Below are 26,241 nucleotides of genomic sequence, written 5' to 3' on the forward strand. Positions count from 1 at the left end.
CAGATGTTTAATATGTTATACTTTTTTTTGAAATTTGAAAAGTGATAATCAAAATAGGAATATAGAGTGCCAGAAAGGATTTTGACAAATGAATGATAAAATTGTCTTTTTTGATATTGATGGAACATTATTAGATCATGATAAGAAAATTCCGCAATCTACAAGAGATGCAGTAAGAGATTTACAAGAAAAAGGTGTGCATGTAGCGATTGCGACAGGGCGTGCGCCATTTATGTTTGAAGATATTCGTGAGGAACTCAATATACATAATTATGTTAGTTTTAACGGGCAGTATGTTGTATTTGAGGATGAGGTATTATTTAATAATCCATTACATCCTGATGCACTACATAAGTTTACTCAGTTTGCAAAACAAGAAGGATATCCACTTGTATATCTTGACCATCAAGAAATGAGAGCGTCAGTGGAATATCATGATTATGTAAAAGAAGGTTTTGGAAGCTTACAATTCGAGCATCCGGCATATGAACCTGATTTTTATGAGAAACGCGATATTTATCAAACGCTTCTTTTTTGTGAAGTAAACGAAGAAGAAAAGTTTATTCATCATTATCCAGATTTTCATTTTATACGCTGGCATGCATATTCAATGGATATTATCCCTAATGGTGGTTCTAAGGCAAAAGGGATTGAGAAGTTTATTGAGAAAATAGGATTTAATCGTGAACAAGTATATGCATTTGGGGACGGATTAAATGATTTAGAAATGATTGAAGCAGTAGGAACGGGTATTGTGATGGGGAATGGTCATGAGGATTTGAAAAAACTTGCTAATTATGTGACAAAAGATGTTAATGAAGACGGTATTTATCACGGATTAAAGTGGGCTGGCTTGTTATAAGTAAGTGTGGAACCCATTTCATATAATAAAAAGGCGGAAGGTTAACTTCCGCCTTTTTACTATTATCGCTCGAGAGGTTTTGAATCATCGGGAGCCACAAATGGATTGTCTTTATTAATATGGTCATAGAACATAACACCGTTTAAATGGTCGATTTCATGTTGGAATACAATTGCTGGTAAACCTTTTAATCGCAGTTTTACGTCTTCACCGTTAATCGTTGTTGCCTTTACTGTAATTCTCGTGTAACGAGGGACATAACCAGGTACTTCACGGTCTACAGATAGACAGCCTTCACCATTTTGTAAATATGTACGTTCAACAGAATGACTAATGATTTTTGGGTTAAATAATGCGTAGCTATATAACGTATCGTTCGTATCAGTTACATGAACCGCAATCATTTTCTTTGAAATACCGATTTGCGGAGCCGCTAATCCGATTCCGGGGCGTAAATTATATTTTTCAGCCATTTCAGGGTCCTGGCTATTTATTACAAATTCAATCATTTCTTTAAGAGTATTTGTATCTTCCTCGCTAGCAGGTAAGGAGACCTCTTCTGCGACGTCGCGCAAAATAGGATTTCCTTCACGAATTACCTCATTCATTGTAAGCATATGTAATCTCTCCTTTCTCCTTTAGTCTACCAAAGGAGATAAAAAAAGTCATCGGCAAGTAAGGAAGAGCTACTTGGAAACAAATCTTCTACAGATAAGTTATGTAATAAAAAGAAAAGACGGCAAAGCCGTCTGTTTCTTTCCATAGTTGTTTCATTTTACATTAATTAGCGAATGCAAGCAGCACCAACGATAATTAAAAGGATAAACAACACAACGATTAAGGCGAAGCCGCTTCCAGATCCGCCACAAGAACCGCCATAACCGTAGGAAGGATATGAACAAGTTGTTGGATAGCAATATGAGTATCCGTACATGAGATGACCTCCTTTATCATTTCCCGCTAATACTGCGGTTACTATAATGTATGGAGGAATGATCAGAAATGTATAGTTATTTACCTATAAAAGGAAGAAGTGTTTGTATAATTTTCTTGAGAAGAGAGAAAAACTAAGGAGAATTAAATCGTTTACATATTATTCTAAGAGAAAAAATAAGTTAAAAAGGGAATAATATAACAGCAGGTTATTGCTTACTAATACAGATGTGAAAAATAAAAACACGTTTGTGTAGAGGAAACCGGCATATTATTTATAAAAAAACGTATTCAAAGTAATTGACATCGTAATTAGAATAGTTGTAAACTAAAAAACGTGATCAAGATTGTATTAATATGTTTTTGAAAAAACATTAGTACAGATTGTTAGGTACACAAAATTATTCTCAACCGACAAACAAATTTGTTGGTTTACATTGTTGCGCTTTCAGTCTAGCTAATAGATAGTGAAAGCGTTTCAGAATATGGTTCAAGAGAGGAAGAGGTGAACGGAATGGGTACTAAAACAAAAAAGACCCTATTTAATGTTGATGAGCAAATGAAAGCTATCGCAGCTCAATTTGAAACATTACAAATTTTAAATGAAAAAGGCGAAGTTGTGAATGAAGCAGCTATGCCTGAATTATCTGATGATCAATTAAAAGAATTAATGCGCCGTATGGTGTATACTCGCGTACTAGATCAACGTTCTATTTCTTTAAACCGTCAAGGACGTTTAGGTTTCTACGCACCAACTGCTGGACAAGAGGCTTCTCAATTAGCAAGTCATTTCGCACTTGAAGCAGAAGATTTCATCTTACCAGGATATCGTGACGTTCCACAATTAGTGTGGCACGGTCTACCATTATACCAAGCATTCTTATTCTCTCGTGGACATTTCATGGGTAACCAAATGCCTGAGAATGTAAATGCACTTGCTCCACAAATCATTATCGGTGCGCAAATCATCCAAACTGCTGGTGTTGCGTTAGGTATGAAATTACGTGGTAAAAAATCTGTTGCAATTACTTACACTGGTGACGGTGGTGCTTCACAAGGTGACTTCTACGAAGGTATGAACTTTGCGGGTGCATTCAAAGCTCCAGCAATCTTCGTTGTACAAAACAACCGTTATGCAATCTCTACTCCAGTAGAAAAGCAATCTGCAGCTAAAACTGTAGCACAAAAAGCAGTAGCAGCAGGTATTTACGGAATTCAAGTAGACGGTATGGATCCATTAGCTGTATACGCAGCAACTGCTTTCGCTCGTGAGCGCGCAGTAAATGGCGAAGGTCCTACTTTAATCGAGACTTTAACATTCCGTTATGGTCCACATACAATGGCTGGTGATGACCCAACTCGTTACCGTACAAAAGATATCGAAAACGAATGGGAACAAAAAGATCCAATCGTACGCTTCCGTGCATTCTTAGAAAACAAAGGCCTATGGTCTCAAGAAGTTGAAGAGAAAGTTATCGAAGAAGCAAAAGAAGATATCAAACAAGCAATTGCTAAGGCTGACCAAGCTCCAAAACAAAAAGTTACTGATTTAATGGAAATCATGTACGAAAAAATGCCTTACAACTTAGCTGAACAATATGAAATTTACAAAGAAAAGGAGTCGAAGTAAGCCATGGCTCAAATGACAATGATTCAAGCAATCACTGATGCTTTACGCGTTGAAATGAAAAATGATCCTAACGTACTTGTGTTTGGTGAAGACGTTGGTGTAAACGGCGGAGTATTCCGTGCTACTGAAGGTTTACAAGCTGAATTCGGTGAAGATCGTGTAATGGATACTCCACTTGCAGAGTCTGGTATTGGTGGACTTGCAGTTGGACTTGCACTTGAAGGCTTCCGTCCAGTTCCAGAAATCCAATTCTTCGGTTTCATTTTTGAAGTAATGGATTCAGTTTCTGGTCAATTAGCTCGTATGCGTTACCGTTCTGGTGGACGTTGGACTGCTCCAGTAACAATTCGTTCTCCATTCGGTGGTGGTGTTCATACTCCTGAACTACATGCTGATAGCTTAGAAGGATTAGTGGCACAACAACCTGGTCTAAAAGTTGTTATTCCATCTACTCCATACGATGCAAAAGGTCTTTTAATCTCTGCGATTCGTGACAACGATCCAGTTATCTACTTAGAGCATATGAAATTGTACCGTTCATTCCGTCAAGATGTACCAGAAGGTGATTACACAATTGATTTAGGCAAAGCTGACATCAAACGTGAAGGTACAGATGTATCTGTTATCGCTTATGGTGCTATGGTTCATGCTGCATTAAAAGCTGCTGAAGAACTTGAAAAAGAAGGTATCTCTTTAGAGGTTGTTGACTTACGTACAGTTCAACCATTAGATATCGAAACAATCATCGCTTCTGTTGAAAAAACAGGCCGCGTAGTTGTAGTTCAAGAAGCTCAAAAACAAGCTGGTATTGCAGCTAACGTTGTAGCGGAAATTAACGACCGTGCAATCTTAAACTTAGAAGCTCCAGTTGTACGTGTTGCAGCTGCTGATACAGTATTCCCATTCTCTCAAGCTGAGAGCGTATGGTTACCAAACCATAAAGATATTGTTGAAGCTGTTAACAAAGTAATGAACTTCTAATTTTTAGTTTTTCATGTGCAAAAGAAATCAGCACATGCTGGTTTCTTTTGTACATATTCCATAATAATGAAATGAATCAGGGGGCTGAATTCCGTGGCATTTGAATTTAAACTACCAGATATCGGTGAAGGTATCCACGAAGGTGAAATCGTAAAATGGTTTATTAAACCAGGCGATGAAGTAAATGAAGACGATGTACTTCTTGAAGTACAAAATGATAAAGCAGTAGTAGAAATCCCTTCTCCTGTTAAAGGTAAAGTACTTGAAGTACTTGTAGAAGAAGGAACAGTTGCAATTGTAGGAGATACATTAATTAAATTTGATGCTCCTGGATACGAAAACCTTAAATTTAAAGGTGACGATCATGATGAAGCTCCAAAAGCTGAAGAAGCAGCAGTAGAAGCTCCAGCAGCGGAAACTACTCCAGCAGCAACTGCAGAAGTAGTAAATGAGCGTGTAATCGCTATGCCATCTGTTCGTAAATATGCTCGTGAAAAAGGTGTAGATATTCATAAAGTAGCTGGTTCTGGTAAGAACGGCCGTGTTGTGAAAACTGACATCGATGCATTTGCAAATGGTGGACAAACTGTAGCAGCAACTGAGGCTCCAGCAGCAGTAGAAGCTACTCCAGCAGCAGCAGCGAAAGAAGAAGCACAAAAAGCACAACCAATCCCAGCTGGTGAATATCCAGAAACTCGTGAGAAAATGAGTGGTATCCGTAAAGCGATTGCGAAAGCAATGGTTAACTCTAAGCATACAGCTCCTCACGTAACATTAATGGATGAAGTAGATGTAACAGAACTTGTTGCTCACCGTAAGAAGTTCAAAGCTGTTGCAGCTGACAAAGGTATTAAATTAACTTACCTTCCATACGTTGTAAAAGCTTTAACATCTGCATTACGTGAATTCCCAATGTTGAATACTGCTTTAGACGATGCTTCTCAAGAAATCGTTCATAAACATTACTTCAACATCGGTATCGCAGCTGATACAGACAAAGGTCTATTAGTACCAGTTGTTAAAGATACAGATCGTAAATCTATCTTTACTATCTCTAACGAGATCAATGAACTTGCTGGTAAAGCACGTGATGGTCGTTTAGCTCCAACTGAAATGAAAGGTGCTTCTTGCACAATTACAAACATTGGTTCTGCAGGTGGACAATGGTTCACTCCAGTTATCAATCACCCAGAAGTAGCAATCCTTGGTATCGGCCGTATCGCTGAGAAACCAGTTGTGAAAAACGGTGAAATCGTTGCAGCTCCAGTATTAGCATTATCTCTAAGCTTTGACCATCGTTTAATTGACGGCGCAACTGCTCAAAAAGCATTAAACCAAATTAAACGTCTATTGAATGACCCACAATTATTAGTAATGGAGGCGTAATAACAATGGTAGTAGGAGATTTCCCAATTGAATTAGATACAGTCGTTGTTGGTGCAGGTCCTGGTGGATACGTTGCGGCAATTCGTGCAGCACAATTAGGTCAAAAGGTAGCGATTATTGAAAAATCTAACCTTGGTGGCGTATGCTTAAACGTTGGATGTATTCCTTCAAAAGCGTTAATCAATGCAGGTCATCGTTATGAGAATGCAATGCATTCTGATGACATGGGTATCACTGCAGAGAACGTAAAAGTTGACTTTACAAAAGTTCAAGAATGGAAAAACGGCGTAGTTAAGAAATTAACTGGCGGTGTTGAAGGCCTTCTTAAAGGTAACAAAGTTGAAATCATTCGCGGTGAAGCTTACTTCGTAGATGCTAACACATTACGCGTAATGACTGAAGATGCAGCACAAACTTATACGTTTAAAAATGCTGTTCTTGCAACTGGTTCTACACCAATCGAAATTCCAGGATTCAAATACTCTAAACGTGTTATCAACTCTACAGGCGCTTTAAGCTTACCTGAAATTCCTAAAAAACTTGTTGTAATCGGCGGCGGTTACATCGGTATGGAATTAGGTACTGCATATGCTAACTTCGGTACAGAAGTTACTGTAGTAGAAGCTGGCGACGAAATCTTAGCTGGTTTCGAAAAAGCTATGAGCTCTGTTGTTAAACGTGCTCTACAGAAAAAAGGTAACGTAAATATCCATACAAAAGCTATGGCTAAAGGCGTTGAAGAAACAGAAACTGGCGTAAAAGTTAGCTTTGAAGTTAACGGTGAAATCCAAACTGTAGAAGCAGATTACGTATTAGTAACTGTAGGTCGTCGTCCAAACACTCAAGAAATCGGTCTTGAGCAAGTTGGAATTAAAATGACTGACCGTGGCATTATCGAAATTGATGAGCAATGCCGTACAAATATTTCAAACATCTATGCAATCGGTGATATCGTTCCTGGACCACCATTAGCTCACAAAGCTTCTTACGAAGGTAAAGTAGCTGTTGAAGTAATTAGTGGCCATGCATCAGCAATCGATTACATCGGAATTCCTGCAGTATGCTTCACTGATCCAGAATTAGCATCTGTTGGTTACACTAAGAAACAAGCTGAAGAAGCAGGAATGACAGTAGCTGTATCTAAGTTCCCATTCGCTGCAAACGGTCGTGCGTTATCATTAAACAGCACTGACGGTTTCTTACAACTTGTAACGCGTAAAGAAGATGGTCTTCTTGTAGGTGCACAAGTTGCAGGTGCAGGTGCTTCTGATATTATCTCTGAGATTGGTTTAGCTATCGAAGCTGGAATGACAGCTGAAGATATCGCTCAAACAATCCATGCTCACCCAACATTAGGTGAAATCACAATGGAAGCAGCTGAAGTTGCTCTTGGAATGCCAATTCACATTGTAAAATAATTTAAGTAATGTAAATACCCCATCTCTTATTTAAAGAGATGGGGTATTTTTATTTTCATAAAATGACTTGCAAGGTCTTTATATGTACTTGTCGAATGAATATATAATACTTTAAATGAACCGTTAGCATATATGCCGTTATATAATATGTAATTGATTCAAACTTAATCCCATATATTAATAAAATAGAGCATGTCAAAGGAGAAGGTTCCATGAGAATATTACATGTTATATTTTATCATTTTCTATTATGGAGTGGTTTTTCCATTGTATTAACATTATCGAATGGTGATAAGTTTCATTATAAAGTAATTCTCTTTTTCGTATTTCTTTATTTGGCATATGTGATTGCATGTTTTGTATTACACGTAAGAAAGCAGGCATTATTCCTTACGTGTTCAAATTGCATACTTTTTTTAATCATATTCTCTATTTTTTAAATTAACGTTTATAGAAATACATTGTTCTTCCATTAAATAGTTGTAACTCTCCTTCTAATTTCTTCGCTAGAAAACGGCTAAATTCATTTGCTTTTCCTTTATCACCAAATGTTGCTGTAGTAGGCAAAGAAACCTGAATAAAAGATTGTTCCTTTTCTATTCCAATCCCAACATAAATAGAATCATATCGATCGTGACTCGATTGGAGTTTTAATGTTGTTGCTGATGTATCTAATATTTCATAAGGAAAAGCTGTATTTGTATAAGCATAATTAATTTGATCACCAGTCTTGGAAGTAACGGTTTTATAGTTATGAAAAAGGTGTTTAACATCTTCTATTGAAACAGATTGTTGATTGGATTTAGGTACAAGTGTGATAAAGGCGTGTTGCATACAAATTCCCCCTTAGCTTAGTAGAATAATATCATTCTACATCCTACTGAATTTTTTGACAATTAAAAGGAGTATTACTTTTTTTGTTTAATATATTAATGAGTAGGAAGTGTTATTTAGAAAGGTGGAAACTCATGTTTGAAAAATTGTATGATGAGCATGAAAGTGTGAAGGTACGATTTTTAGGATTTATGACGCATGATACACGTTATGATTTTGGAATTATTTATACAAATATGTTTTTTGGAAAGCCACTTATTGTTTGTATGCAAACAGGGAGATCTACTTTGCTTGGGAGAGATGATGTAGAAAATGTTCCATATATACAGGAAACTTTTAAGTTAGGATCGGAAGAGGAGGCGGAGGAGTTAGCTCAGTTTTTTAAATTTCTTGTTCCGTCTACTTCTTTGCATGCGGAGTATGAAGAATAATTAACAAGAAACAGTCGTACATATGAGATATGGCTGTTTTTTTTGTGTTAATATCGCATACTAATTTAATTTTAAAATATTTAATGTGTTATACTAAAAACCTATTGACGTAAAAAGTATAACATATTAAAATAAAGACAGAAAGTTAAGCGGTTACAAAAGTTTTTGGGATTATAAACTTAGGGGGAAATGAAAAATGGGAACAATCGTATGTCAAGATTGTGAAGGTACAATTGCACACTTCGAGGATGAGAAAGTAACGGTACTTTACGGGAAATGTGGATCTTGCGGATGTGATCACACAGAACATACAAAAGCCCAATAATTGATAGGAAATTGACAGCTAAAAGTTTTTAGGACCATAAACTTAGGGGGAAATGAAAAATGGGAACAATCGTATGCCAAGTTTGTGAAGGAACAATCGGACATTTTGAAGATGAGAAAACGACAGTACTTTATGGGAAATGTGGTTCCAATTGTGACTGTGCTAGTAGAGACAATGCGAAAGCTTAATCATATATAAGTAGATTATTCTTTAAACTCAGGGGGAAATGAAAATGGGAACAATCGTATGCCAAGTTTGTGAAGGAACAATCGCACATTTTGAAGATGAAAAATCAACAGTACTTTATGGGAAATGTGGATCTCATTGCGAATGTGACCATACAGAACATACAAAAGCTTAATAATTAAGAAAAAACGCCTACACATGTAGGCGTTTTTTTAATAGATTGTAGTTGTATGCCCGACTGTTGCAACAATTGCATCATCTCTAATAGGAATAAATCCTATTGATGTTTGTGGCGTGTTAGGAGGGGCATATTGACTCATCATACGGCTATCAATACGAGTAATAAAATCGGTTAAATAAGCTGAAATAAAAGCATAAGGAATCCTTCGTTCATTTAATGAATAAATAATTTCCTCTTTCGTTTTTACGCCTACGCCATGTCCGTAAAAAAAGAAGTTTCCTAGATAGATTGCATTTTCTCCTTGCCACTCAATCGTAGCTGGATTAACTTGTGGATTTTTAAAGTAAACGAGGTCACCTGGAACGATATCGCCACTCGTTTTTGTTATGAGCTTTAAGTCGCGATCGTAGTCCCATGTATAAAGTAAGAGGTTTGCGAATAGACGGTTGAAAGTTTTTTCCTCATATAATGATAGTAATGCTTTGTAAAAAATGATAATCATTGCGGTGGCACATTCAGTTCCATATAGTTTTCCGTTTTTAAAAATATCTTGGATGGCAATGGAAGGGGCTATGTTTGGGAGTAGTTGAAATCCGCCAAGTGATGTTCTTTCCCAAAACTGAGGGTTGCAAAAAGATTGTTGAAACGTACGAAACTGAAATCCACTTTGAAAAAGTTCTAGCGCGGAAGTAATAATATTAACTCGTAAATTAAGATCAAAGCTGAGTTCATCGGCTGTTCGGAAGGAATAAACTTCTTGATTTCCCGCCATTATGGATAAAATCTGTTGTTTTTCAGCTGCAAATGGCTCATATTCATTTGTGATATAAGGGTGTACAATAGAACGGCCTATCACAATCATAATGGTATCCCCACCTATACGTTACAGATTTCGCGATACGGGAAAGCCTATATTGGACTTTAGACATAGGATGAAAGTATCGCTTTTTCATAGAAAAACATTTATCCCGCTATTTACGGGCAGTAAGAATTCCACCTCAAAATTCGGCTGGAGCCCTGCTGCCCGTAAACGCCCGATTGGTGAAGGCTAATAATCAGTGGGGATGAACAAAACCCCACTGATTAAAGTTTCACTTTATATTTTGGTAGACTTTAACTACAGACAAGTACAAGTCTTTAAAACGCCAATGTGTTCTTTGAAAAAAGATAGCATAGGGAGTTCGATAGCCGAATTCAAGCTATCGGTAAAATGATATGTGTCGTCAAGAACAAGACGCTAAAACACCTGAACACGAATCTGTACGGTATGGTATAGTACAGTAGCTCACGAACCTATACGGTCTGTTGTGAGAGTGGTGATGGCACACCGCAATCTTGCACGTCAGCGATACCAGAAATGGACTTCGCCTTAGGTAGCAAGAATCCCACTGATGTTAGTCAGCTTGCCCCATTAGGGTGGGAATGTCAAATTCTTTAGTATCGTATGAAAAAAAGAGAAAAAAGGTGAAAGAAAAGCCTATCAACTGATAGGCTTGTACTCTTTAATAACACGTAATGTTTGTAATGTCATATCTTCAGGACCTTGTACAGGTAACCCAGCTTCTAAATTTTTAAGAATATACTCTAAGTTATCTTGTGTAATAATTTCCCCCGGAGTAAAGATTGGAATCCCTGGCGGATAAACCATAACAAAATCAGCTATAATACGACCTGCTGCGTTTTCAAATGGAATGACTTCTGTTTCTGAATAAAAAGCATCTCTAGGAGAAAGTGCTAGCACAGGTATTTCTGGTATTTCTACTTGTACTTGAACACCTTTGTCTGCTCTATTTCTATATGTTGCTGCTAAATCTTGTAATGCTGTAATAAGTGTATCTGTTTCACTTTCTGTATCTCCAAATGTGATAAGACAAAGTATGTTATATAAATCAGAGAGTTCTACTTCAATGTTGTAATGTTCTCTAAGCCATACTTCAGCCTGATGGCCTGTAATACCTAAATCTTTTACAGATACAATTATCTTTGTAGGATCATAGTTAAAAGTAGCATCTGTTCCTAGCATTTCTTTTCCGGGACAATAAAGATGCTCAATAGCATTAATAGCATCACGAACATGCTCAGCTAATTGTATTGTTTGTTCTATGAGAGCTGTTCCTTCTGTAGCAAGACGTTTTCTAGCAACATCAAGGGATGCTAACAAAATGTAAGAAGTTGATGTAGTCGTAAGCATGCTAATAATGGATTGGACATGCTTTACGTTCACAAGACCTTCTTTTACATTAAGAATAGAGCTTTGGGTTAAAGACCCACCTAATTTGTGAACACTTGTTGCTGCCATATCTGCACCTGCTTGCATAGCTGATATTGGTAGTTCATCATGAAAATGGATATGAACACCGTGAGCCTCATCAACAAGTACAGGAATATCGTAAGAATGAGCTAATTCTACAATCTGCTCTAAATCTGCAGCAAACCCAAAATATGTTGGATTTATAACAAGTAAGCCTTTCGCATCTGAGTGCTCTTCAAGAGCCTTTTTGACAGATTGAATTGTGATCCCATGTGAAATACCGAGCTTCGGATCAATCTCAGGATGCATGAAAATTGGTTTTGCACCTGAGAAAATAATAGCTGACATTACTGATTTATGCACATTCCGTGGCACGAGGATTTTATCCCCAGGACCGCACACGCTCATCACCATTGTCATAATTGCACCACTTGTACCTTGAATAGAAAAGAACGTATGATCTGCACCGAAAGCAGCGGCTGCTAAATCCTGTGCTTCTTTAATCATACCTTTTGGATGATGTAAATCATCGAGCGGCGCAATATTAATTAAATCAATTGCTAATGCATTATGCCCAATAAATTCGCGAAATGTAGGATCCATGCCCTGTCCTTTTTTATGACCAGGAATATGGAATTGAACTGGATTTCGCTTACTGTGCTCAACTAAAGCGGTAAACAATGGTGTTTCGTATTGGGACAATCTATACACCCCTTCTTCTTCGTAATATTTATTAGAGTTTGTTTTATATGATTTCATCTCATTCTAAAAGGAAATTAAGATGACAAACTTTTAGAACTTGACTTGTTTTTCTGCCATTCGCAAAAGCCTTTTTTGGGATGGTAGTCTCACTTTATTCTCTATAAAACAAAAGCATTATATCACCAATAATTATAGATGTATAGAAAAATCGCATTTTCAAGGTGAGTATGTTTAATAGTTATATTTTAAATACTGCAAAGAGGAAGACAATTCCATTGAAATGGATAAATGGTGTATAATGCAGAGTGGCTATAGTGAAGAATAAAAGGTTGTCTTAAAGGTAGCATAATGGAAAAAGAAAGAATACTGAATGAGGTGCAAAAATGGAATATCAATATCCACTTGATTACAATTGGTCAAATGAAGAAATGGTAGCAGTTGTAAAGTTTTATGAAGCGATTGAAAAGGTATATGAAAAAGGAGTTTTGAGAGAAGATTTGATGGAATTATATCGTCGTTTTAAAGAGATTGTGCCATCGAAGGCAGCGGAGAAAAAAATTGATAAAGAATTTCAAGAAGTAAGTGGATATTCTATATATCGTACGATTCAAAGAGCAAAAGAAGTAGCGGAAAAAAAGATTGTAAAAATGTAAAAATATTTTGAAAATTAAAATGCAAAGTGCTATAATGTGATAACAACTAAAAACGGACAATATAAATTGTCCGTTTTCTACTATCGATTACAAAGTGCATATAAAGGAAGGAGTGGTTGCATCGTAGATTCAATCTTAGCAAGGAATTGTTCGTTGGTCATTGCTGAAAACTCCTCTGGTGATATATGAATACCGACTAATAACTCTGCTTTTTTCACAGTAGCTAAACGTTCAATCATCTTTTGTAAGTCTTCCGTTTCAAGCGTTTTATGTAGTTTTACACCTGGTTTAGTATGGTCAATGGACCAAACGAAGTCATTTGGAATATTTGTTTTTAAATCATTTAAATGTTCTAAGAAGGCGTGAGCCGTCTCCACTTTTTGTGGACACTCATAGATTAAACCAAAGTATATGAAGGCGTGAGTACCCCATAAACCAATTTGAAAGTGTGGTAACATTTTATATCCACGTTTATTTGTTGAAAAAGCAACCCAAGTATCGTTTGGTGGATTGACTTTGCGGCGTGCATGTTTTGCTACATGGTAGAAAAAGTTTTCATCAGTTTGTTGTGATAAATATTCTGCAAATTGTTCCCCTAAAGCTTCTAGCTTAGGATGAATATTCGTTTTAATTGCGCTCATTCGTTCTTCAAGACCATCAACAGTAAAGACTTCAAAATCAGTTGATGTGAATGTTTGTAGTGTCATGATTGTTCCTCCAACTCCTATTTTGTTTTAATTTTAGCATAGCTTGTACTATTCATAAAAAAAACATCACAAAAAAATTTAAATAAAAAAATATAATTTTGTTGCATAGATGATTCATCCAACATAGTATAGTATAAAACAAAAAATCAGAAAATTGAATCAATTCTAGTCCGAGGGCAGACGAATATTGGGAGGAGGCAAAAAAAATGAGACAGGTGATTAATGCGTTAAAGAGAACAGATGCTGAAAAGAGAATTCCGGTGCTACGTTTGGAGCTAGATTATGAATTAGCAACTTTATATGATGCGATGATGGATAACGACAAACAGAAAAAAGAAGAGTGCGTACAAAAATTAGAAGTGTTAAGACTTGAAATGATCCGTTTAGAAGCGTAATAATAGTATATGTATAAATAATTAGTTGGTGCGAACCTTATAAAGGGTTCGTTTTTTCTGTGAACAGTATAGATCGGAGTGTTTAAACATGCAAGAAGTATGGAAAGACATCGATACACACGCGAAACAGTGGATTCGAGAAGCTGGAGAACATTTAATGGCGTCACTGAAAAAAACACTTATTATAGAAACAAAGTCAAATGCAGCTGATCTAGTAACAAATATGGACCGAGAAACGGAGCAGTTTTTAATTGGGAAAATTAAAGAAACATTCCCACATCATAATATTTTAGGAGAAGAAGGCTACGGAGATGAGATTACCTCTTCTAATGGGGTTGTTTGGTTAATTGATCCAATTGACGGCACGATGAACTTTGTTCATCAAAAAAGAAATTTCGCAATCTCAATCGGGATTTATGAGAACGGTATCGGAAAGATTGGTCTTATTTATGATCCAGTTCATGACGAACTATATCATGCGGTAAAGGGAGAAGGGGCTTTTTGCAATGATTTAGCTATTCCCATGTTGGAAAAAGGAACGGTAGAGCATGGAGTTATAGCTTTGAATGCGATATGGCTTACTGATAATCCATTGCTTAATATGGAAAAAATGATGATGCTCGTTAAGAAGGCGAGAGGTACGAGGTCATATGGTTGTGCAGCGTTAGAAATGGTATATGTTGCAACCGGAAGATTAGATGCATATGTGACACCGCGCTTATCACCATGGGACTTTGGCGGGGGACAGATTATTGTAGAAGAAGTTGGCGGTAAAGTGACAACGTTCTTGGGAACGCCTCTTTCTATTGTAGAGAAAAGCAGTGTGTTAGTTGCAAAACCAGGAGTATACGAAGAATTATTACCATTTGTATCGCAATAATGAAAAAAAGTAAGAGGCATAAAGAAGCTTCTTACTTTTTAATGTTATTGCGATTTACGCATTTTTCTTTTTGTTACAAAACCGTATCCAACTGTAACAAATGTGCCGATAATGCAAATAATAATGCCGATGGGACTATTTTCAGCAACCATAATTCCGATACCAATTAAGAAGATAACACCGATAATTGCTGTTAATAAAAAGCGATATTGAATGTGTTCCATTTCTTCACCCTCCAATCTTATTTTACTTTCACAAAAGTAAGAATACAACTATATTTTCATTCTTGATTTTATTTTGATTGCCATTGTATCCCCTTCGCTCTTATAATAGAGAAGGATTAAAAAGACATTAGGAGTTGGACATGTTGAAAAAACGACAAGATTTACGAAATATAGCAATTATTGCCCACGTTGACCATGGTAAAACAACACTTGTTGACCAGTTATTACGTCAAGCGGGGACGTTCCGTGCGAATGAACATATTGAAGAACGCGCAATGGACTCAAATGATCTAGAAAGAGAACGTGGTATTACAATTTTAGCGAAGAATACTGCGATTCACTATGAAGATAAAAGAATTAACATTTTAGATACACCTGGTCACGCTGACTTTGGTGGAGAAGTAGAACGTATCATGAAAATGGTTGATGGTGTTCTACTTGTTGTTGATGCATATGAAGGTTGTATGCCACAAACACGATTTGTTTTAAAGAAAGCTCTTGAGCAAAACTTAACTCCAATCGTTGTTGTAAACAAAATTGACCGTGACTTCGCTCGCCCTGATGAAGTAGTTGATGAAGTAGTTGACTTATTCATCGAACTTGGTGCAAACGAAGATCAATTAGAATTCCCAGTTGTATTTGCATCAGCAATGAACGGAACAGCAAGCTTAGATTCAAATCCAGCAAATCAAGAAGAGAATATGAAATCATTGTTTGACACAATCATTGAACATATCCCAGCACCAATTGATAACAGCGAAGAGCCACTTCAATTCCAAGTAGCACTTCTTGATTACAATGACTATGTTGGCCGTATTGGGGTTGGACGCATATTCCGCGGTACAATGAAAGTAGGACAACAAGTTGCATTAATGAAAGTTGACGGAAGTGTAAAACAATTCCGTGTAACTAAATTATTTGGTTACATTGGATTAAAACGTCAAGAAATTGAAGAAGCAAAAGCTGGAGATTTAGTAGCTGTTTCAGGTATGGAAGACATTAACGTAGGTGAAACGGTATGTCCGGTTGAGCATGAAGAGGCTTTACCATTATTACGTATTGATGAGCCAACACTACAAATGACATTCCTTGTAAATAACAGCCCATTTGCAGGTCGTGAAGGTAAATTCATTACTTCTCGTAAAATTGAAGAGCGTCTTCGTTCACAATTAGAGACAGATGTAAGTTTACGTGTAGATAATACAGATTCTCCTGATGCATGGATCGTATCTGGACGCGGAGAGTTACATTTATCTATCTTAATTGAAAACATGCGTCGTGAAGGTTATGAACTACAAGTATCTAAGCCTGAAGTAATTATTAAAGATGTTGATGGCGTAAGAAGCGAGCCTGTAGAGCGCGTACAAATCGATGTTCCTGAAGAATACACTGGTTCTATTATGGAATCAATGGGCGCACGTAAAGGTGAAATGTTAGATATGGTGAATAACGGAAACGGTCAAGTTCGCCTTACTTTCATGGTTCCGGCACGTGGTTTAATTGGTTACACAACAGAATTCCTAACATTAACTCGTGGTTACGGTATTTTAAACCATACATTTGATTGCTACCAACCAGTACATGCTGGACAAGTGGGTGGACGTCGCCAAGGTGTTCTAGTTTCACTTGACACAGGAAAAGCATCACAATATGGTATTATGCAAGTTGAAGACCGTGGTGTAATCTTCGTTGAACCAGGTACAGAAGTATATGCTGGTATGATCGTTGGAGAACATACACGTGAGAATGATTTAACAGTTAACGTTGTAAAAATGAAACAACAAACTAACATTCGTTCTGCGACGAAAGATCAAACTTCATCAATGAAAAAACCACGCTTAATGACTTTAGAAGAGTCATTAGAGTACTTAAACGATGATGAGTTCTGTGAAGTAACTCCAGAATCAATTCGTCTACGTAAAAAGATTCTTGATAAGAGTGAGCGCGAAAGAGCTGCTAAGAAAAAGAAATCTGTTGAAGCATAAAATAATAGAACAGCTACCTTTTATAAAGGTAGCTGTTTTTTTGTTTTTTGTTTATTTTTTAGAATATTTACTCTTTTTTTGTGGACAGTATTTTTTTTGCGAGTTACTCTTGTATTAAGTACATAAAGAGAATTTGTTTCATGAGAAGGAGTGAAAGATAGTGTTAGAAAGAATGTCATTTTTCGCGAAACTTTGTAAAGTTGATGAAAATCCAGAGTTAGGGATGTGGTTGCTTTATGGAACAATAATTTTATTAAGTGCACTTGTATATAATTTAGGATTTGCAAGGAAGCTATCGGTACTAAAAAATATAGTGATATATATTTCTTTAGCAATTGGATGCACGGTATTAACTTTTTTTGCAGTTTTTTTACCCGTTGGAGAGGGGCTCGTTGTAGCGGCAATTGTACTTGGAATTTATAGACTGCGTTTACGTCAAGCTAAACAACAAAAAACAGGGTGAAAAAAGGAGGGGCTTTCATGCGCTCGGTACAAGATGCACTATATAATTGGTTAACAATTAAAACGGTTGCGGAAGCACGTCCAGATGATAGAGCTGCACAAGAAACGTATGTATTATTTCAAAATATGATATATGAAGAGCATAAATTACGAAATGTAGAAGTTGAAAAGAACGAGGAAATGTATTTGATTACATATGAAATTGATGGAGAAATAAGGTGTGCAAGATTTCCGGTAGAAGCCATTGATTGTTTTTTGGATCAGATGAATCGTGAACCAGAAAAATACAAATAAGTCCTTATCTATATGATTAAGGACTTATTTCCGGTTTACCAATCGTCTTCTACTTTTTTATCACGATATAATCGGAAATTACCACTCGCATGGCGTTCCGTAGTACGCTCTGCAATTCGTTCCGTACATTCCATGCACATATATGTATGAATAGGGCGATTACGCAGTTTTTTTGCCATAGGATTTTCGTCATCTAACATATCTTTTTTATCACAAATCATACATTTGACTCTCATTTCGTCACCTCAATACGAATTCTATCAGTATAAGTATATCATGGAAGTATAATGTTTTTGAATAATAGCGGGAAAAAATAATATTTTCGCAATTCGAAAAATAGGTTATGATAAGGATATATAAATAATATTTGGAGGTGGAAATATGGCGAATGTAGTTGAGCCTACATTGACAGGTGATTTAGTACAATCTTTGCGTAAAGAGTGTATCGTTATGATAGCAACAACAGATTTCGAAAAACAAATTCCTAACGTAAGTGCTATTTCTTGGGTATATGCAGTGAGTGAAACTAGTATTCGATTTGCGGTAGATCAACGCTCACGTATTGTGGGGAATATACGGCATAGTGCAGGGGTTGTATTGACTATAATGGCGAATGAATCCGTATTTTCCATAAGTGGTGAAAGTGAAATTTTAACAGATAGAATGGAAGGGATTCCTCTAAAATTAACGGTAGTAGAAGTGAATGTACAAGAAGTTCGTGATGTTATGTTTTATGGTGCGAAACTTGCTACTGAACCAACATATGAAAAAACATATGATCTTCGAGCAGCTAAAAAGCTTGATAACCAAGTATTAGTAGGAATGAAAGAATTATAAAGAAGATGAATAGGAACATCGTTCATAAACTTTTACAAGTGAGTATTGTGATTTAATGTGAAAAATTATAATAAAAAGTAATATATTGAATAGAAATGAATAAAAAATAAAGAAAAGGTTTAATTTCTATGAGTTTCGATTCTACCTCGTTTTTACGGTACATATAATTATAACAATGGTTCGTCCATATTTTATGGATGAAACCCTTGTTCTACAAATTTAAAAGTGGAGTCAGGGGGTAACAGGTTGGATAAAATTTATGTGTTAGATACGAATGTACTTTTGCAGGATCCTTTATCTATTTTTTCATTTGCAACAAATGAAGTAGTGATTCCAGCAGTTGTATTAGAAGAGGTTGATTCGAAAAAACGTTATATGGATGAAGTAGGACGAAATGCTCGCTATGTATCTAAGTTAATCGACAAATTTCGCGAAATAGGAAAGCTGCATGAAAGTATTCCGTTAGAAAACGGCGGTACATTTCGTATTGAATTAAATCATCGCTCGTTTGTTCAACTGCAAGATATTTTTGTAGAAAAAACAAATGATAATCGAATTTTAGCGGTAGCGAAAAACCTCTCTTTAGAAGAACAAGAAAAAGAGGACGGGAAATCAGTTATTTTAGTAAGTAAAGATGTACTCGTAAGGGTAAAAGCTGATGCAATCGGATTGCAGGCCGAAGATTATTTAAGTGACCGAGTAATCGAAGTGGAAAATATATATTCAGGATTTTTAGAAGGGTATATATCAAAAGAACAGTTAGATTATTTTTATGAAAAAGGTGAACTGCCTTTATCTGAAATCGCAAATCATCCTTTTTATCCAAATCAGTTTGTTGTAATGAAAGATGCACTAGGGGGTTCTAGTTCTGCACTTGGGATTGTGGATCATTTAGGTAAGAAGGTAAAAAAACTTATTTTTCACAATGAACAAGTGTGGGGGATACGCCCACGAAACGTGCAGCAAATTATGGGATTAGAATTGCTACTTCGGGAAGATATTCCACTTGTAACGTTAACAGGGAAAGCCGGTACAGGAAAAACGTTACTCGCATTAGCTTCGGGACTAATGCAAACGGAAGATTTAGGGTTATATAAAAAACTACTTGTCGCGAGACCAATTGTACCGGTAGGGAAAGATATAGGCTATTTACCAGGAGAGAAAGAGGAAAAATTAAGACCGTGGATGCAGCCGATTTTTGATAATCTAGAGTATTTATTCAATACGAAAAAGCCTGGGGAGCTAGATGCTATTTTAGCTGGAATGGGTTCGATTGAAGTAGAAGCGCTTACCTATATACGCGGGAGAAGTATTCCAGACCAATTCATTATAATTGACGAGGCACAAAATTTAACGAAGCATGAAGTAAAGACGATATTAACAAGGGTAGGCGAAAAAAGTAAGATTGTATTAATGGGGGATCCTCAGCAAATTGATCACCCGTATTTAGATGAATATAATAACGGTTTAACATATGTTGTAGAGAAGTTTAAAGAACAACGTATTAGTGGTCATGTAAAGTTTGTTAAAGGAGAGCGTTCTAATTTAGCACAACTAGCAGCGGATTTATTATAAAAAGGAGTGAGCTTAAGCTCACTCCTTTTTTGCCTTTTAATTATACAATTTAAATGATTGTAAATTTACGGATGTTACGAATCGGATTTTGTCTATTAGATCCATCATGGAAATATAGATGAACAGGCCCGTCTTCTCGTAATGGTTTACCTTCTTTTGAAAAACCGAGAATAGCTTTATGGGCTGTTTCTAACGGAAGTGTAATTGTATTGTCTGTGGTTGCAATTTCGACATGAGTAGCATCTTCTAAAATTTCAGCATTTTTTAGAAATGGATGAAGTGGTATGCCAAATGTCCCGTTAATAAGCTGTTCTTTTTTATATTTCTTTACACTTTGTTGTATTGGCGGGAAGGCAGCACCATCACGGATTTCGCGATCCCAATGCTCTGAAGTATGTTTTAAGTATGTTTCTAATTCGGATGAGTCTTCTCTAGTTTCATCAAAGTAAGTTGTCAAATCTATTTTTCGATCATCGAAAATCCATACAGTTGGATCGATAGTGATTGGAAAACGAACTTTTCCATTAATAAATAAAATTTCGCTCATTGTTGTTCCCCCATTTGTGTTATACTCCCACTTTTCAGTATAATAGTATTAGGCACTGTTGTCACAAAAAATGTTTCTATTGCAATTTATTAAAACTATCGCTAATATTAATAGATATGAGAGAGTAGGACGGAAACGGAGGGAATCAATTTGGCGTCTGAGACAGTATCAAATCATCAGGAAAAGGCACTAGCCCTTCTACAAGCGGATGCAGAGAAGATTTTAAGACTTATTAAGGTACAAATGGACAATCTTACAATGCCGCAATGTCCATTATATGAAGAAGTTTTAGACACACAAATGTTTGGACTATCCCGCGAGGTCGATTTTGCGGTTCGCCTTGGTCTTATTGGAGAAGAACAAGGGAAAGCAATGTTAGGAGAGCTCGAACGTGAGTTGTCTGCACTTCATGAAGCATTTACAAACAAACAACAATAACGGGTTCAAATAAGGGGGCTCAAACTGAAATAGTTTGGGCCTTTTATTTGTATAATAAAGAAGGAAGAACCTATATACATATGGAATACAACAATAATTAAATTGAAACAGAAAGAGGAAATGAAATGAAAAAAGTATGGAAATCGATGGATTATTCCTTATTACTTCCTCTTATTATCTTATGTGTGCTGGGAGTTATAATGGTATATAGTTCTAGTTCCATTGTTGCGATTTCGAAGCATGGGAAACCAGCGGATTTCTTTTTTAATAGGCAAGTATTAATTCTAGCTGTTGGAGCGATAATGTTAGCGATTATCATTGCTATTCCTTATAAACTTTGGAGGAAGCGAATAGTTTTAATAGCAATGGGAATAGGTAGTATTGGTTTATTAGCAGCAGCCTTGTTTTTCGGTAAGGAAATAAACGGTGCAAAAGGGTGGATATTAGGTATACAGCCCGCTGAATTTGTTAAAATATCGATTATTATTATATTAGCTCGTTTTTTTGCGAGAAGACAAGAGACAGATACTCCTGTTTTTAAAGGATCGGGACTTACGCTTGGTTTTGTTGGATTGGCAATGTTTTTAATTTTAAAGCAAAATGACTTAGGTACCGATTTATTAATTGCGGGAACGGTTGGAATTATGTTTCTTTGCTCGGGGGTACGGATTAATTTATGGATAAAACGAATCGTTTTAACTTCTATAGTGTGGATTCCGGCACTATATTTTCTCGGGAATTATGGATTAAGCAAGTATCAAAAGGCACGTTTTTCCGTTTTTCTTGATCCATTTAACGATCCTCAAAATGATGGGTTCCAATTAATAAATTCTTTTATTGGAATTGCTTCAGGAGGGCTAAATGGTCGAGGGTTAGGGAACAGTGTGCAAAAATATGGATACTTACCAGAACCGCAAACAGATTTTATTATGGCAATTATATCTGAAGAACTTGGATTTATAGGCGTAGCTGTCATTTTAATCTGTTTACTACTTATTATTATTCGGGCATTTAGGGTTGCACAAAAGTGCAGAGATCCGTTTGGAAGTTTAATAGCAATTGGAATTGCAAGTTTGTTTGGAGTTCAAACTTTTATAAATGTTGGTGGTATGTCTGGGTTAATACCGCTTACAGGGGTACCATTACCGTTTATAAGTTATGGTGGTAGTTCTTTATTGGCTAATTTACTTGCAATGGGTATACTGTTAAATATTGCCAGTTATGTAAAACGACAAGAGAAACAACAAAACAAATTGACTAACGAAATAGAACAAGGTGGACCGCATCTTGTTGTTGTAAAATAAAAAACACATTGAGCTCTAGAGTTCAATGTGTTTTTTATTTTGTTAGATTTTAAATGTGATACAATATTGATTGTTATAAAACGAAAAGTATATTACATTTAAGTGAATGTGATATACAATATTGTTGTTAGAAAAGGAAGAGGTATGCTATACTATTTTTGTGAAACAAATCGATCAGAAAACTTATCATTTGTTGAAAAATAAGGTATGATGGATAAAAATAAAGTGAAGCTTTCTAAGTATAATATAATGTAGAAAGTGAAGAACTTCACGCTCTTTAGAGTGTGTATGTATTTTATCTCTAGAGTGGTAGGAAAATAGAGGGGGAAAATCATGACAAAGCTGCAACGTATTCAAAAAGTATTGGTAGCTAACCGTGGAGAGATAGCAATTCGTGTGTTCCGAGCATGTTCAGAACTTGGATTAAACACAGTTGCGATCTATTCTAAAGAGGATAGCGGTTCTTATCATCGCTATAAAGCCGATGAGTCCTATTTAGTTGGGGAAGGGAAAAAGCCAATTGATGCTTATCTAGATATTGAAGGCATTATTGAGATTGCGAAAAGTAATCATGTAGATGCAATCCACCCTGGATATGGTTTCTTGTCAGAAAATATTCAATTTGCAAAACGTTGTGAAGAAGAAGGGATTATCTTTATCGGTCCAAAAAGTAAGCATTTAGACATGTTTGGAGATAAAGTTAAAGCAAGAACACAAGCGCAGCTAGCACAAATTCCAATTATTCCTGGTAGTGATGGTCCAGTAAATTCAATAGAAGAAGTTGAAGAATTTGCTGAAAAGTATGATTACCCGATTATTATTAAAGCATCCCTTGGTGGCGGCGGTCGCGGTATGCGTATTGTACGTGCTAGTGAAGAGTTAAGAGAATCGTATAATCGCGCGAAATCAGAAGCAAAAGCAGCCTTTGGTAATGATGAAGTGTACGTTGAAAAATTCGTTGAAAAACCTAAACATATAGAAGTACAAATTTTAGCAGATGAAGAAGGTAATGTTGTTCATTTGTATGAGCGTGATTGCTCTGTACAACGACGCCATCAAAAAGTAGTTGAAATTGCACCGAGCGTGTCGCTTTCAGATGATTTGCGTCAGCGTATTTGTGATGCTGCAGTAAAGTTAACGAAAAATGTAAATTATTTAAATGCTGGAACGGTAGAATTCCTTGTAAAAGGTGATGAGTTTTACTTCATTGAAGTAAACCCACGTGTTCAAGTTGAACATACGATTACAGAGATGATTACAGGAGTGGATATAGTTCAATCGCAAATTTTAATAGCTGATGGACATGCATTACATAGCAAAATGGTAGGTGTTCCTAAGCAAGAGGAAGTGGTTGTGCATGGATTTGCAATCCAATCTCGTGTAACAACAGAAGACCCACTTAATAACTTTATGCCTGATACAGGAAAGATTATGGCGTACCGATCAGGCGGTGGTTTTGGTGTTCGTCTTGATACAGGTAATAGTTTCCAAGGTGCAGTTATTACACCGTACTACGATTCTTTACTTGTAAAAGTTACTACTTGGGCACTTACTTTTGAACAAGCCGCTGCAAAAATGGAACGTAACTTAAAAGAATTCCGTATTCGTGGTATTAAAACAAATATTCCATTCCTAGAGAATGTAGTAAAACATAAAAACTTCTTATCAGGAGAATATGACACTTCATTTATTGACGCGTCACCTGAACTATTCTTGTTCCCGAAACGTAAAGACCGCGGAACAAAAATGTTAAATTATATTGGTACAGTAACAGTAAATGGCTTCCCAGGAGTAGGGAAAAAAGAGAAACCAATTTTCCCAGATGCTCGTATACCAAATGTGATACACTCAGAGCCAATGCAAAATGGAACGAAACAAATTTTGGATGAGCGTGGAGCGGATGGATTAGTAAAGTGGGTACAAGATCAAAAGCGTGTACTTTTAACTGATACAACATTCCGTGATGCACATCAGTCATTACTTGCAACTCGTGTTCGTACAAAAGATTTACATCACATTGCAGAGCCGACAGCGAGAATGTTACCAAACTTATTCTCAGCAGAAATGTGGGGCGGTGCAACGTTTGATGTTGCGTATCGTTTCTTGAAAGAAGATCCATGGGAACGATTACTAGATCTTCGTGAAAAAATGCCAAACGTTTTATTCCAAATGTTACTTCGTTCTTCAAACGCAGTTGGATACAAAAACTATCCAGATAATTTAATTCAAAAATTTGTAGAATGTTCCGCGCAAGCCGGAATTGATGTGTTCCGTATTTTTGATAGCTTAAACTGGGTAGAAGGCATGAGAGTTGCAATTGATGCTGTACGAGATACTGGTAAGATTGCAGAAGCAACAATGTGTTACACAGGAGACATTCATGATCCGTTACGCAGTAAATATGATTTAAATTATTATAAAAATTTAGCAAAAGAGTTGGAAGCATCAGGAGCTCACATTTTAGGAATTAAAGATATGGCGGGCTTACTAAAGCCAAACGCAGCATATGATTTAGTTTCAGCATTAAAAGAGACGGTGTCGATTCCAATTCACCTGCACACACACGATACGAGCGGAAATGGTATTTTAACGTATACAAAGGCAATTGAAGCGGGTGTTGATATTGTCGATGTAGCGGTGAGTTCAATGGCTGGTCAAACGTCACAACCAAGTGCGAATACACTATACTATGCGTTAGGTGGAAACGAAAGACAGCCAGATGTTAATATAGACTCATTAGAAAAACTATCTCATTATTGGGAAGATGTACGAAAATATTATGCTCCATTTGAAAGTGGTATGAATGCTCCTCACACAGAGGTATATATGCATGAAATGCCGGGTGGACAGTATAGTAATCTTCAACAACAAGCAAAAGCGGTTGGCTTAGGAGATCGCTTTGATGAAGTTAAAGTGATGTATCGCCGTGTTAATGATATGTTTGGCGACATTGTAAAAGTAACACCATCATCTAAAGTTGTCGGTGATATGGCATTATTTATGGTTCAAAATCACCTAACAGAACAAGATATTTTAGAACGTGGACATGCTATGGACTTCCCAGGATCTGTTGTTGAAATGTTCTCTGGAGATTTAGGACAACCATATGGTGGTTTCCCGAAAGAATTACAAAAAATTATTTTAAAAGGGAAAGAGCCATTAACAGTAAGACCGGGTGAATTATTAGAACCAGTAGATTTCGATGCTTTAAAAGAAGAGTTATTCCACAAACTTGGACGCGAAGTAACAATTTTTGATGTAGTCGCATATGCATTGTATCCAAAAGTATTTATGGACTACGAAAAAGTTGCTGGGATTTATGGAAATGTATCTGTGCTTGATACACCGACATTCTTCTATGGTATGAGACTTGGTGAAGAAATTGATGTGGAAATCGAGCAAGGTAAAACATTGATGGTTAAACTAGTTTCCATTGGGGAGCCACAGCCAGATGGAAATCGTGTGCTTTACCTGGAGTTTAATGGACAACCGCGTGAAATCGTAGTGAAAGATGAAAACGTGAAATCAACTGTTGCACAGCGTGTGAAGGGGAATCGTGAAAATCCAAATCATATTAGCGCAACGATGCCGGGAACTGTTATTAAAGTAGTTGTAAAAGAAGGCGATGAAGTGAAAAAAGGTGATTCCATGGCAATTACAGAAGCTATGAAAATGGAAACGACGGTTCAAGCGCCATTTAGTGGTAAAGTGAAAAAAGTATATGTAAATGATGGGGATGCAATTCAAACGGGAGATTTACTCATTGAATTAGATCATTAAAATAAAGAAAAAGAGCTGTGCGAAAGCAGCTCTTTTTTGT

At 36.4% G+C, this 26,241-nt stretch carries 30 protein-coding genes; 21 read left to right on the plus strand and 9 right to left on the minus strand.

The features are described from left to right. The first annotated feature begins 88 nt into the window (after positions 1-88). Complete coding sequence (locus AC1DS7_RS19425; RefSeq protein WP_002014845.1) at positions 89-862, plus strand: Cof-type HAD-IIB family hydrolase; 774 nt, start codon at positions 89-91, stop codon at positions 860-862. A gap of 62 nt (positions 863-924) precedes the next feature. Here AC1DS7_RS19425 and def read toward each other — a convergent pair whose 3' ends face one another. Together def and AC1DS7_RS19435 are read right to left on the minus strand one after the other, a co-directional pair. Then, a complete protein-coding gene (gene def / locus AC1DS7_RS19430) occupies positions 925-1,479 on the minus strand; it encodes a peptide deformylase (protein ID WP_002014846.1) in 555 nt (184 codons plus the stop codon). Between the two features lie 167 nt (positions 1,480-1,646). Continuing rightward, positions 1,647-1,796: a YjcZ family sporulation protein gene (locus tag AC1DS7_RS19435; protein ID WP_002014847.1), complete on the minus strand. Its 150-nt coding sequence runs from the start codon at positions 1,794-1,796 to the stop codon at positions 1,647-1,649. Between the two features lie 513 nt (positions 1,797-2,309). Here AC1DS7_RS19435 and pdhA point away from each other — a divergent pair. The 5 genes from pdhA (at position 2,310) to AC1DS7_RS19460 (ending at position 7,650) form a co-directional block, all read left to right on the plus strand. Then, complete coding sequence (pdhA, locus tag AC1DS7_RS19440; protein ID WP_000536893.1) at positions 2,310-3,425, plus strand: pyruvate dehydrogenase E1 component subunit alpha; 1,116 nt, start codon at positions 2,310-2,312, stop codon at positions 3,423-3,425. A gap of 3 nt (positions 3,426-3,428) precedes the next feature. Next, entirely contained in the window at positions 3,429-4,406 is a 978-nt protein-coding gene (gene pdhB / locus AC1DS7_RS19445) for a pyruvate dehydrogenase complex E1 component subunit beta (RefSeq protein WP_002033837.1), read from the plus strand. A gap of 93 nt (positions 4,407-4,499) precedes the next feature. After that, on the plus strand, positions 4,500-5,792 hold the full coding sequence (pdhC, locus tag AC1DS7_RS19450) for a pyruvate dehydrogenase complex dihydrolipoyllysine-residue acetyltransferase (RefSeq protein ID WP_476999162.1): 1,293 nt from the start codon (positions 4,500-4,502) through the stop codon (positions 5,790-5,792). Positions 5,793-5,797: 5 nt separating this feature from the next. Further along, positions 5,798-7,210, plus strand: coding sequence for a dihydrolipoyl dehydrogenase (gene lpdA / locus AC1DS7_RS19455; RefSeq protein ID WP_002014851.1), 1,413 nt, complete (start codon positions 5,798-5,800; stop codon positions 7,208-7,210). A gap of 212 nt (positions 7,211-7,422) precedes the next feature. Continuing rightward, positions 7,423-7,650: a hypothetical protein gene (locus AC1DS7_RS19460; protein ID WP_002088334.1), complete on the plus strand. Its 228-nt coding sequence runs from the start codon at positions 7,423-7,425 to the stop codon at positions 7,648-7,650. Position 7,651: 1 nt separating this feature from the next. Here AC1DS7_RS19460 and AC1DS7_RS19465 read toward each other — a convergent pair whose 3' ends face one another. Continuing rightward, the gene (locus AC1DS7_RS19465) at positions 7,652-8,044 is read right to left on the minus strand and encodes a DUF1885 family protein (protein ID WP_002014853.1); all 393 of its coding nucleotides are present in this window, start codon (positions 8,042-8,044) and stop codon (positions 7,652-7,654) included. Between the two features lie 134 nt (positions 8,045-8,178). Between AC1DS7_RS19465 and AC1DS7_RS19470 the strand changes: the two genes are divergently transcribed. The 4 genes from AC1DS7_RS19470 to AC1DS7_RS19485 all read left to right on the plus strand — a co-directional run bounded on the left by AC1DS7_RS19470 (position 8,179) and on the right by AC1DS7_RS19485 (position 9,161). Next, positions 8,179-8,475, plus strand: coding sequence for a DUF3055 domain-containing protein (locus AC1DS7_RS19470; RefSeq protein ID WP_002066929.1), 297 nt, complete (start codon positions 8,179-8,181; stop codon positions 8,473-8,475). Positions 8,476-8,671: 196 nt separating this feature from the next. Further along, positions 8,672-8,800, plus strand: a complete 129-nt coding sequence (locus tag AC1DS7_RS19475) for a GapA-binding peptide SR1P (RefSeq protein ID WP_000536778.1) — start codon at positions 8,672-8,674, stop codon at positions 8,798-8,800. A 59-nt stretch (positions 8,801-8,859) separates the two neighbouring features. Next, the gene (locus AC1DS7_RS19480) at positions 8,860-8,988 is read left to right on the plus strand and encodes a GapA-binding peptide SR1P (protein WP_002033839.1); all 129 of its coding nucleotides are present in this window, start codon (positions 8,860-8,862) and stop codon (positions 8,986-8,988) included. 44 nt (positions 8,989-9,032) lie between these two features. Beyond that, the gene (locus AC1DS7_RS19485) at positions 9,033-9,161 is read left to right on the plus strand and encodes a GapA-binding peptide SR1P (protein WP_002142969.1); all 129 of its coding nucleotides are present in this window, start codon (positions 9,033-9,035) and stop codon (positions 9,159-9,161) included. Between the two features lie 37 nt (positions 9,162-9,198). On the opposite strand, the gene AC1DS7_RS19490 is transcribed toward AC1DS7_RS19485, so the two are convergent. Together AC1DS7_RS19490 and speA are read right to left on the minus strand one after the other, a co-directional pair. Next, the gene (locus tag AC1DS7_RS19490) at positions 9,199-10,029 is read right to left on the minus strand and encodes a protein-glutamine gamma-glutamyltransferase (protein ID WP_002014859.1); all 831 of its coding nucleotides are present in this window, start codon (positions 10,027-10,029) and stop codon (positions 9,199-9,201) included. 618 nt (positions 10,030-10,647) lie between these two features. Beyond that, a complete protein-coding gene (gene speA, locus AC1DS7_RS19495; protein WP_002128878.1) occupies positions 10,648-12,120 on the minus strand; it encodes an arginine decarboxylase in 1,473 nt (490 codons plus the stop codon). Positions 12,121-12,503: 383 nt separating this feature from the next. Between speA and AC1DS7_RS19500 the strand changes: the two genes are divergently transcribed. Next, on the plus strand, positions 12,504-12,773 hold the full coding sequence (locus AC1DS7_RS19500) for a UPF0223 family protein (RefSeq protein WP_002014862.1): 270 nt from the start codon (positions 12,504-12,506) through the stop codon (positions 12,771-12,773). Positions 12,774-12,853: 80 nt separating this feature from the next. Here the strand turns inward: AC1DS7_RS19500 and AC1DS7_RS19505 are convergent, their stop codons facing one another. Beyond that, positions 12,854-13,480 (minus strand): YktB family protein, encoded by a 627-nt coding sequence (locus tag AC1DS7_RS19505; protein WP_002014864.1) that lies wholly within the window; start codon positions 13,478-13,480, stop codon positions 12,854-12,856. A 206-nt stretch (positions 13,481-13,686) separates the two neighbouring features. Between AC1DS7_RS19505 and AC1DS7_RS19510 the strand changes: the two genes are divergently transcribed. Beyond that, positions 13,687-13,875, plus strand: a complete 189-nt coding sequence (locus AC1DS7_RS19510; RefSeq protein ID WP_002121995.1) for a hypothetical protein — start codon at positions 13,687-13,689, stop codon at positions 13,873-13,875. An 88-nt stretch (positions 13,876-13,963) separates the two neighbouring features. Further along, entirely contained in the window at positions 13,964-14,755 is a 792-nt protein-coding gene (locus AC1DS7_RS19515) for an inositol monophosphatase family protein (protein WP_002138115.1), read from the plus strand. 44 nt (positions 14,756-14,799) lie between these two features. On the opposite strand, the gene AC1DS7_RS19520 is transcribed toward AC1DS7_RS19515, so the two are convergent. Next, entirely contained in the window at positions 14,800-14,979 is a 180-nt protein-coding gene (locus tag AC1DS7_RS19520; protein ID WP_000400129.1) for a DUF5325 family protein, read from the minus strand. Positions 14,980-15,119: 140 nt separating this feature from the next. On the opposite strand from AC1DS7_RS19520, the gene typA reads away from it, so the two are divergent. The 3 genes from typA (at position 15,120) to AC1DS7_RS19535 (ending at position 17,720) form a co-directional block, all read left to right on the plus strand. Next, positions 15,120-16,964 (plus strand): translational GTPase TypA, encoded by a 1,845-nt coding sequence (gene typA, locus AC1DS7_RS19525; protein WP_002066916.1) that lies wholly within the window; start codon positions 15,120-15,122, stop codon positions 16,962-16,964. Positions 16,965-17,124: 160 nt separating this feature from the next. Then, entirely contained in the window at positions 17,125-17,427 is a 303-nt protein-coding gene (locus AC1DS7_RS19530; RefSeq protein ID WP_002014795.1) for a YlaH-like family protein, read from the plus strand. Between the two features lie 17 nt (positions 17,428-17,444). Beyond that, positions 17,445-17,720: a hypothetical protein gene (locus AC1DS7_RS19535; protein ID WP_002014793.1), complete on the plus strand. Its 276-nt coding sequence runs from the start codon at positions 17,445-17,447 to the stop codon at positions 17,718-17,720. 35 nt (positions 17,721-17,755) lie between these two features. Here AC1DS7_RS19535 and AC1DS7_RS19540 read toward each other — a convergent pair whose 3' ends face one another. Continuing rightward, positions 17,756-17,956, minus strand: a complete 201-nt coding sequence (locus tag AC1DS7_RS19540; protein WP_002088318.1) for a YlaI family protein — start codon at positions 17,954-17,956, stop codon at positions 17,756-17,758. Between the two features lie 145 nt (positions 17,957-18,101). Here AC1DS7_RS19540 and AC1DS7_RS19545 point away from each other — a divergent pair, with 145 nt between their 5' ends. Together AC1DS7_RS19545 and AC1DS7_RS19550 are read left to right on the plus strand one after the other, a co-directional pair. Beyond that, the gene (locus tag AC1DS7_RS19545; RefSeq protein ID WP_002014791.1) at positions 18,102-18,557 is read left to right on the plus strand and encodes a PNPOx family protein; all 456 of its coding nucleotides are present in this window, start codon (positions 18,102-18,104) and stop codon (positions 18,555-18,557) included. Positions 18,558-18,803: 246 nt separating this feature from the next. Continuing rightward, positions 18,804-20,132, plus strand: a complete 1,329-nt coding sequence (locus AC1DS7_RS19550) for a PhoH family protein (RefSeq protein WP_002088317.1) — start codon at positions 18,804-18,806, stop codon at positions 20,130-20,132. A gap of 49 nt (positions 20,133-20,181) precedes the next feature. Here the strand turns inward: AC1DS7_RS19550 and AC1DS7_RS19555 are convergent, their stop codons facing one another. Further along, positions 20,182-20,679, minus strand: coding sequence for a molybdopterin-binding protein (locus AC1DS7_RS19555; protein ID WP_016100695.1), 498 nt, complete (start codon positions 20,677-20,679; stop codon positions 20,182-20,184). Positions 20,680-20,829: 150 nt separating this feature from the next. Here AC1DS7_RS19555 and AC1DS7_RS19560 point away from each other — a divergent pair, with 150 nt between their 5' ends. The 3 genes from AC1DS7_RS19560 (at position 20,830) to pyc (ending at position 26,201) form a co-directional block, all read left to right on the plus strand. Then, the gene (locus AC1DS7_RS19560; protein WP_002088314.1) at positions 20,830-21,117 is read left to right on the plus strand and encodes an Fpa/YlaN family protein; all 288 of its coding nucleotides are present in this window, start codon (positions 20,830-20,832) and stop codon (positions 21,115-21,117) included. A gap of 125 nt (positions 21,118-21,242) precedes the next feature. Continuing rightward, on the plus strand, positions 21,243-22,421 hold the full coding sequence (locus AC1DS7_RS19565; protein ID WP_016100696.1) for an FtsW/RodA/SpoVE family cell cycle protein: 1,179 nt from the start codon (positions 21,243-21,245) through the stop codon (positions 22,419-22,421). A 333-nt stretch (positions 22,422-22,754) separates the two neighbouring features. Further along, positions 22,755-26,201 (plus strand): pyruvate carboxylase, encoded by a 3,447-nt coding sequence (gene pyc / locus AC1DS7_RS19570; protein ID WP_012261618.1) that lies wholly within the window; start codon positions 22,755-22,757, stop codon positions 26,199-26,201. The last annotated feature ends 40 nt before the right edge of the window (positions 26,202-26,241 follow it).

It is taken from the genome of Bacillus sp. P4_E1, from assembly GCF_056401715.1.

Excerpts from the sequence above, each read along its gene's own strand:
- AC1DS7_RS19565 (WP_016100696.1), top strand. The coding sequence starts at position 21,243 with ATGAAAAAAGTATGGAAATCGATGGATTATTCCTTATTACTTCCTCTT.
- AC1DS7_RS19435 (WP_002014847.1), bottom strand. The coding sequence starts at position 1,796 with ATGTACGGATACTCATATTGCTATCCAACAACTTGTTCATATCCTTCC.
- AC1DS7_RS19545 (WP_002014791.1), top strand. The coding sequence starts at position 18,102 with ATGGCGAATGTAGTTGAGCCTACATTGACAGGTGATTTAGTACAATCT.
- AC1DS7_RS19480 (WP_002033839.1), top strand. The coding sequence starts at position 8,860 with ATGGGAACAATCGTATGCCAAGTTTGTGAAGGAACAATCGGACATTTT.
- AC1DS7_RS19425 (WP_002014845.1), top strand. The coding sequence starts at position 89 with ATGAATGATAAAATTGTCTTTTTTGATATTGATGGAACATTATTAGAT.
- AC1DS7_RS19505 (WP_002014864.1), bottom strand. The coding sequence starts at position 13,480 with ATGACACTACAAACATTCACATCAACTGATTTTGAAGTCTTTACTGTT.
- AC1DS7_RS19490 (WP_002014859.1), bottom strand. The coding sequence starts at position 10,029 with ATGATTGTGATAGGCCGTTCTATTGTACACCCTTATATCACAAATGAA.
- AC1DS7_RS19510 (WP_002121995.1), top strand. The coding sequence starts at position 13,687 with ATGAGACAGGTGATTAATGCGTTAAAGAGAACAGATGCTGAAAAGAGA.
- AC1DS7_RS19470 (WP_002066929.1), top strand. The coding sequence starts at position 8,179 with ATGTTTGAAAAATTGTATGATGAGCATGAAAGTGTGAAGGTACGATTT.
- AC1DS7_RS19515 (WP_002138115.1), top strand. The coding sequence starts at position 13,964 with ATGCAAGAAGTATGGAAAGACATCGATACACACGCGAAACAGTGGATT.
- def (WP_002014846.1), bottom strand. The coding sequence starts at position 1,479 with ATGCTTACAATGAATGAGGTAATTCGTGAAGGAAATCCTATTTTGCGC.
- AC1DS7_RS19460 (WP_002088334.1), top strand. The coding sequence starts at position 7,423 with ATGAGAATATTACATGTTATATTTTATCATTTTCTATTATGGAGTGGT.
- AC1DS7_RS19540 (WP_002088318.1), bottom strand. The coding sequence starts at position 17,956 with ATGAGAGTCAAATGTATGATTTGTGATAAAAAAGATATGTTAGATGAC.
- typA (WP_002066916.1), top strand. The coding sequence starts at position 15,120 with ATGTTGAAAAAACGACAAGATTTACGAAATATAGCAATTATTGCCCAC.
- AC1DS7_RS19520 (WP_000400129.1), bottom strand. The coding sequence starts at position 14,979 with ATGGAACACATTCAATATCGCTTTTTATTAACAGCAATTATCGGTGTT.
- AC1DS7_RS19535 (WP_002014793.1), top strand. The coding sequence starts at position 17,445 with ATGCGCTCGGTACAAGATGCACTATATAATTGGTTAACAATTAAAACG.
- pdhA (WP_000536893.1), top strand. The coding sequence starts at position 2,310 with ATGGGTACTAAAACAAAAAAGACCCTATTTAATGTTGATGAGCAAATG.
- AC1DS7_RS19485 (WP_002142969.1), top strand. The coding sequence starts at position 9,033 with ATGGGAACAATCGTATGCCAAGTTTGTGAAGGAACAATCGCACATTTT.
- lpdA (WP_002014851.1), top strand. The coding sequence starts at position 5,798 with ATGGTAGTAGGAGATTTCCCAATTGAATTAGATACAGTCGTTGTTGGT.
- pyc (WP_012261618.1), top strand. The coding sequence starts at position 22,755 with ATGACAAAGCTGCAACGTATTCAAAAAGTATTGGTAGCTAACCGTGGA.
- AC1DS7_RS19475 (WP_000536778.1), top strand. The coding sequence starts at position 8,672 with ATGGGAACAATCGTATGTCAAGATTGTGAAGGTACAATTGCACACTTC.
- AC1DS7_RS19500 (WP_002014862.1), top strand. The coding sequence starts at position 12,504 with ATGGAATATCAATATCCACTTGATTACAATTGGTCAAATGAAGAAATG.
- AC1DS7_RS19465 (WP_002014853.1), bottom strand. The coding sequence starts at position 8,044 with ATGCAACACGCCTTTATCACACTTGTACCTAAATCCAATCAACAATCT.
- AC1DS7_RS19555 (WP_016100695.1), bottom strand. The coding sequence starts at position 20,679 with ATGAGCGAAATTTTATTTATTAATGGAAAAGTTCGTTTTCCAATCACT.
- pdhB (WP_002033837.1), top strand. The coding sequence starts at position 3,429 with ATGGCTCAAATGACAATGATTCAAGCAATCACTGATGCTTTACGCGTT.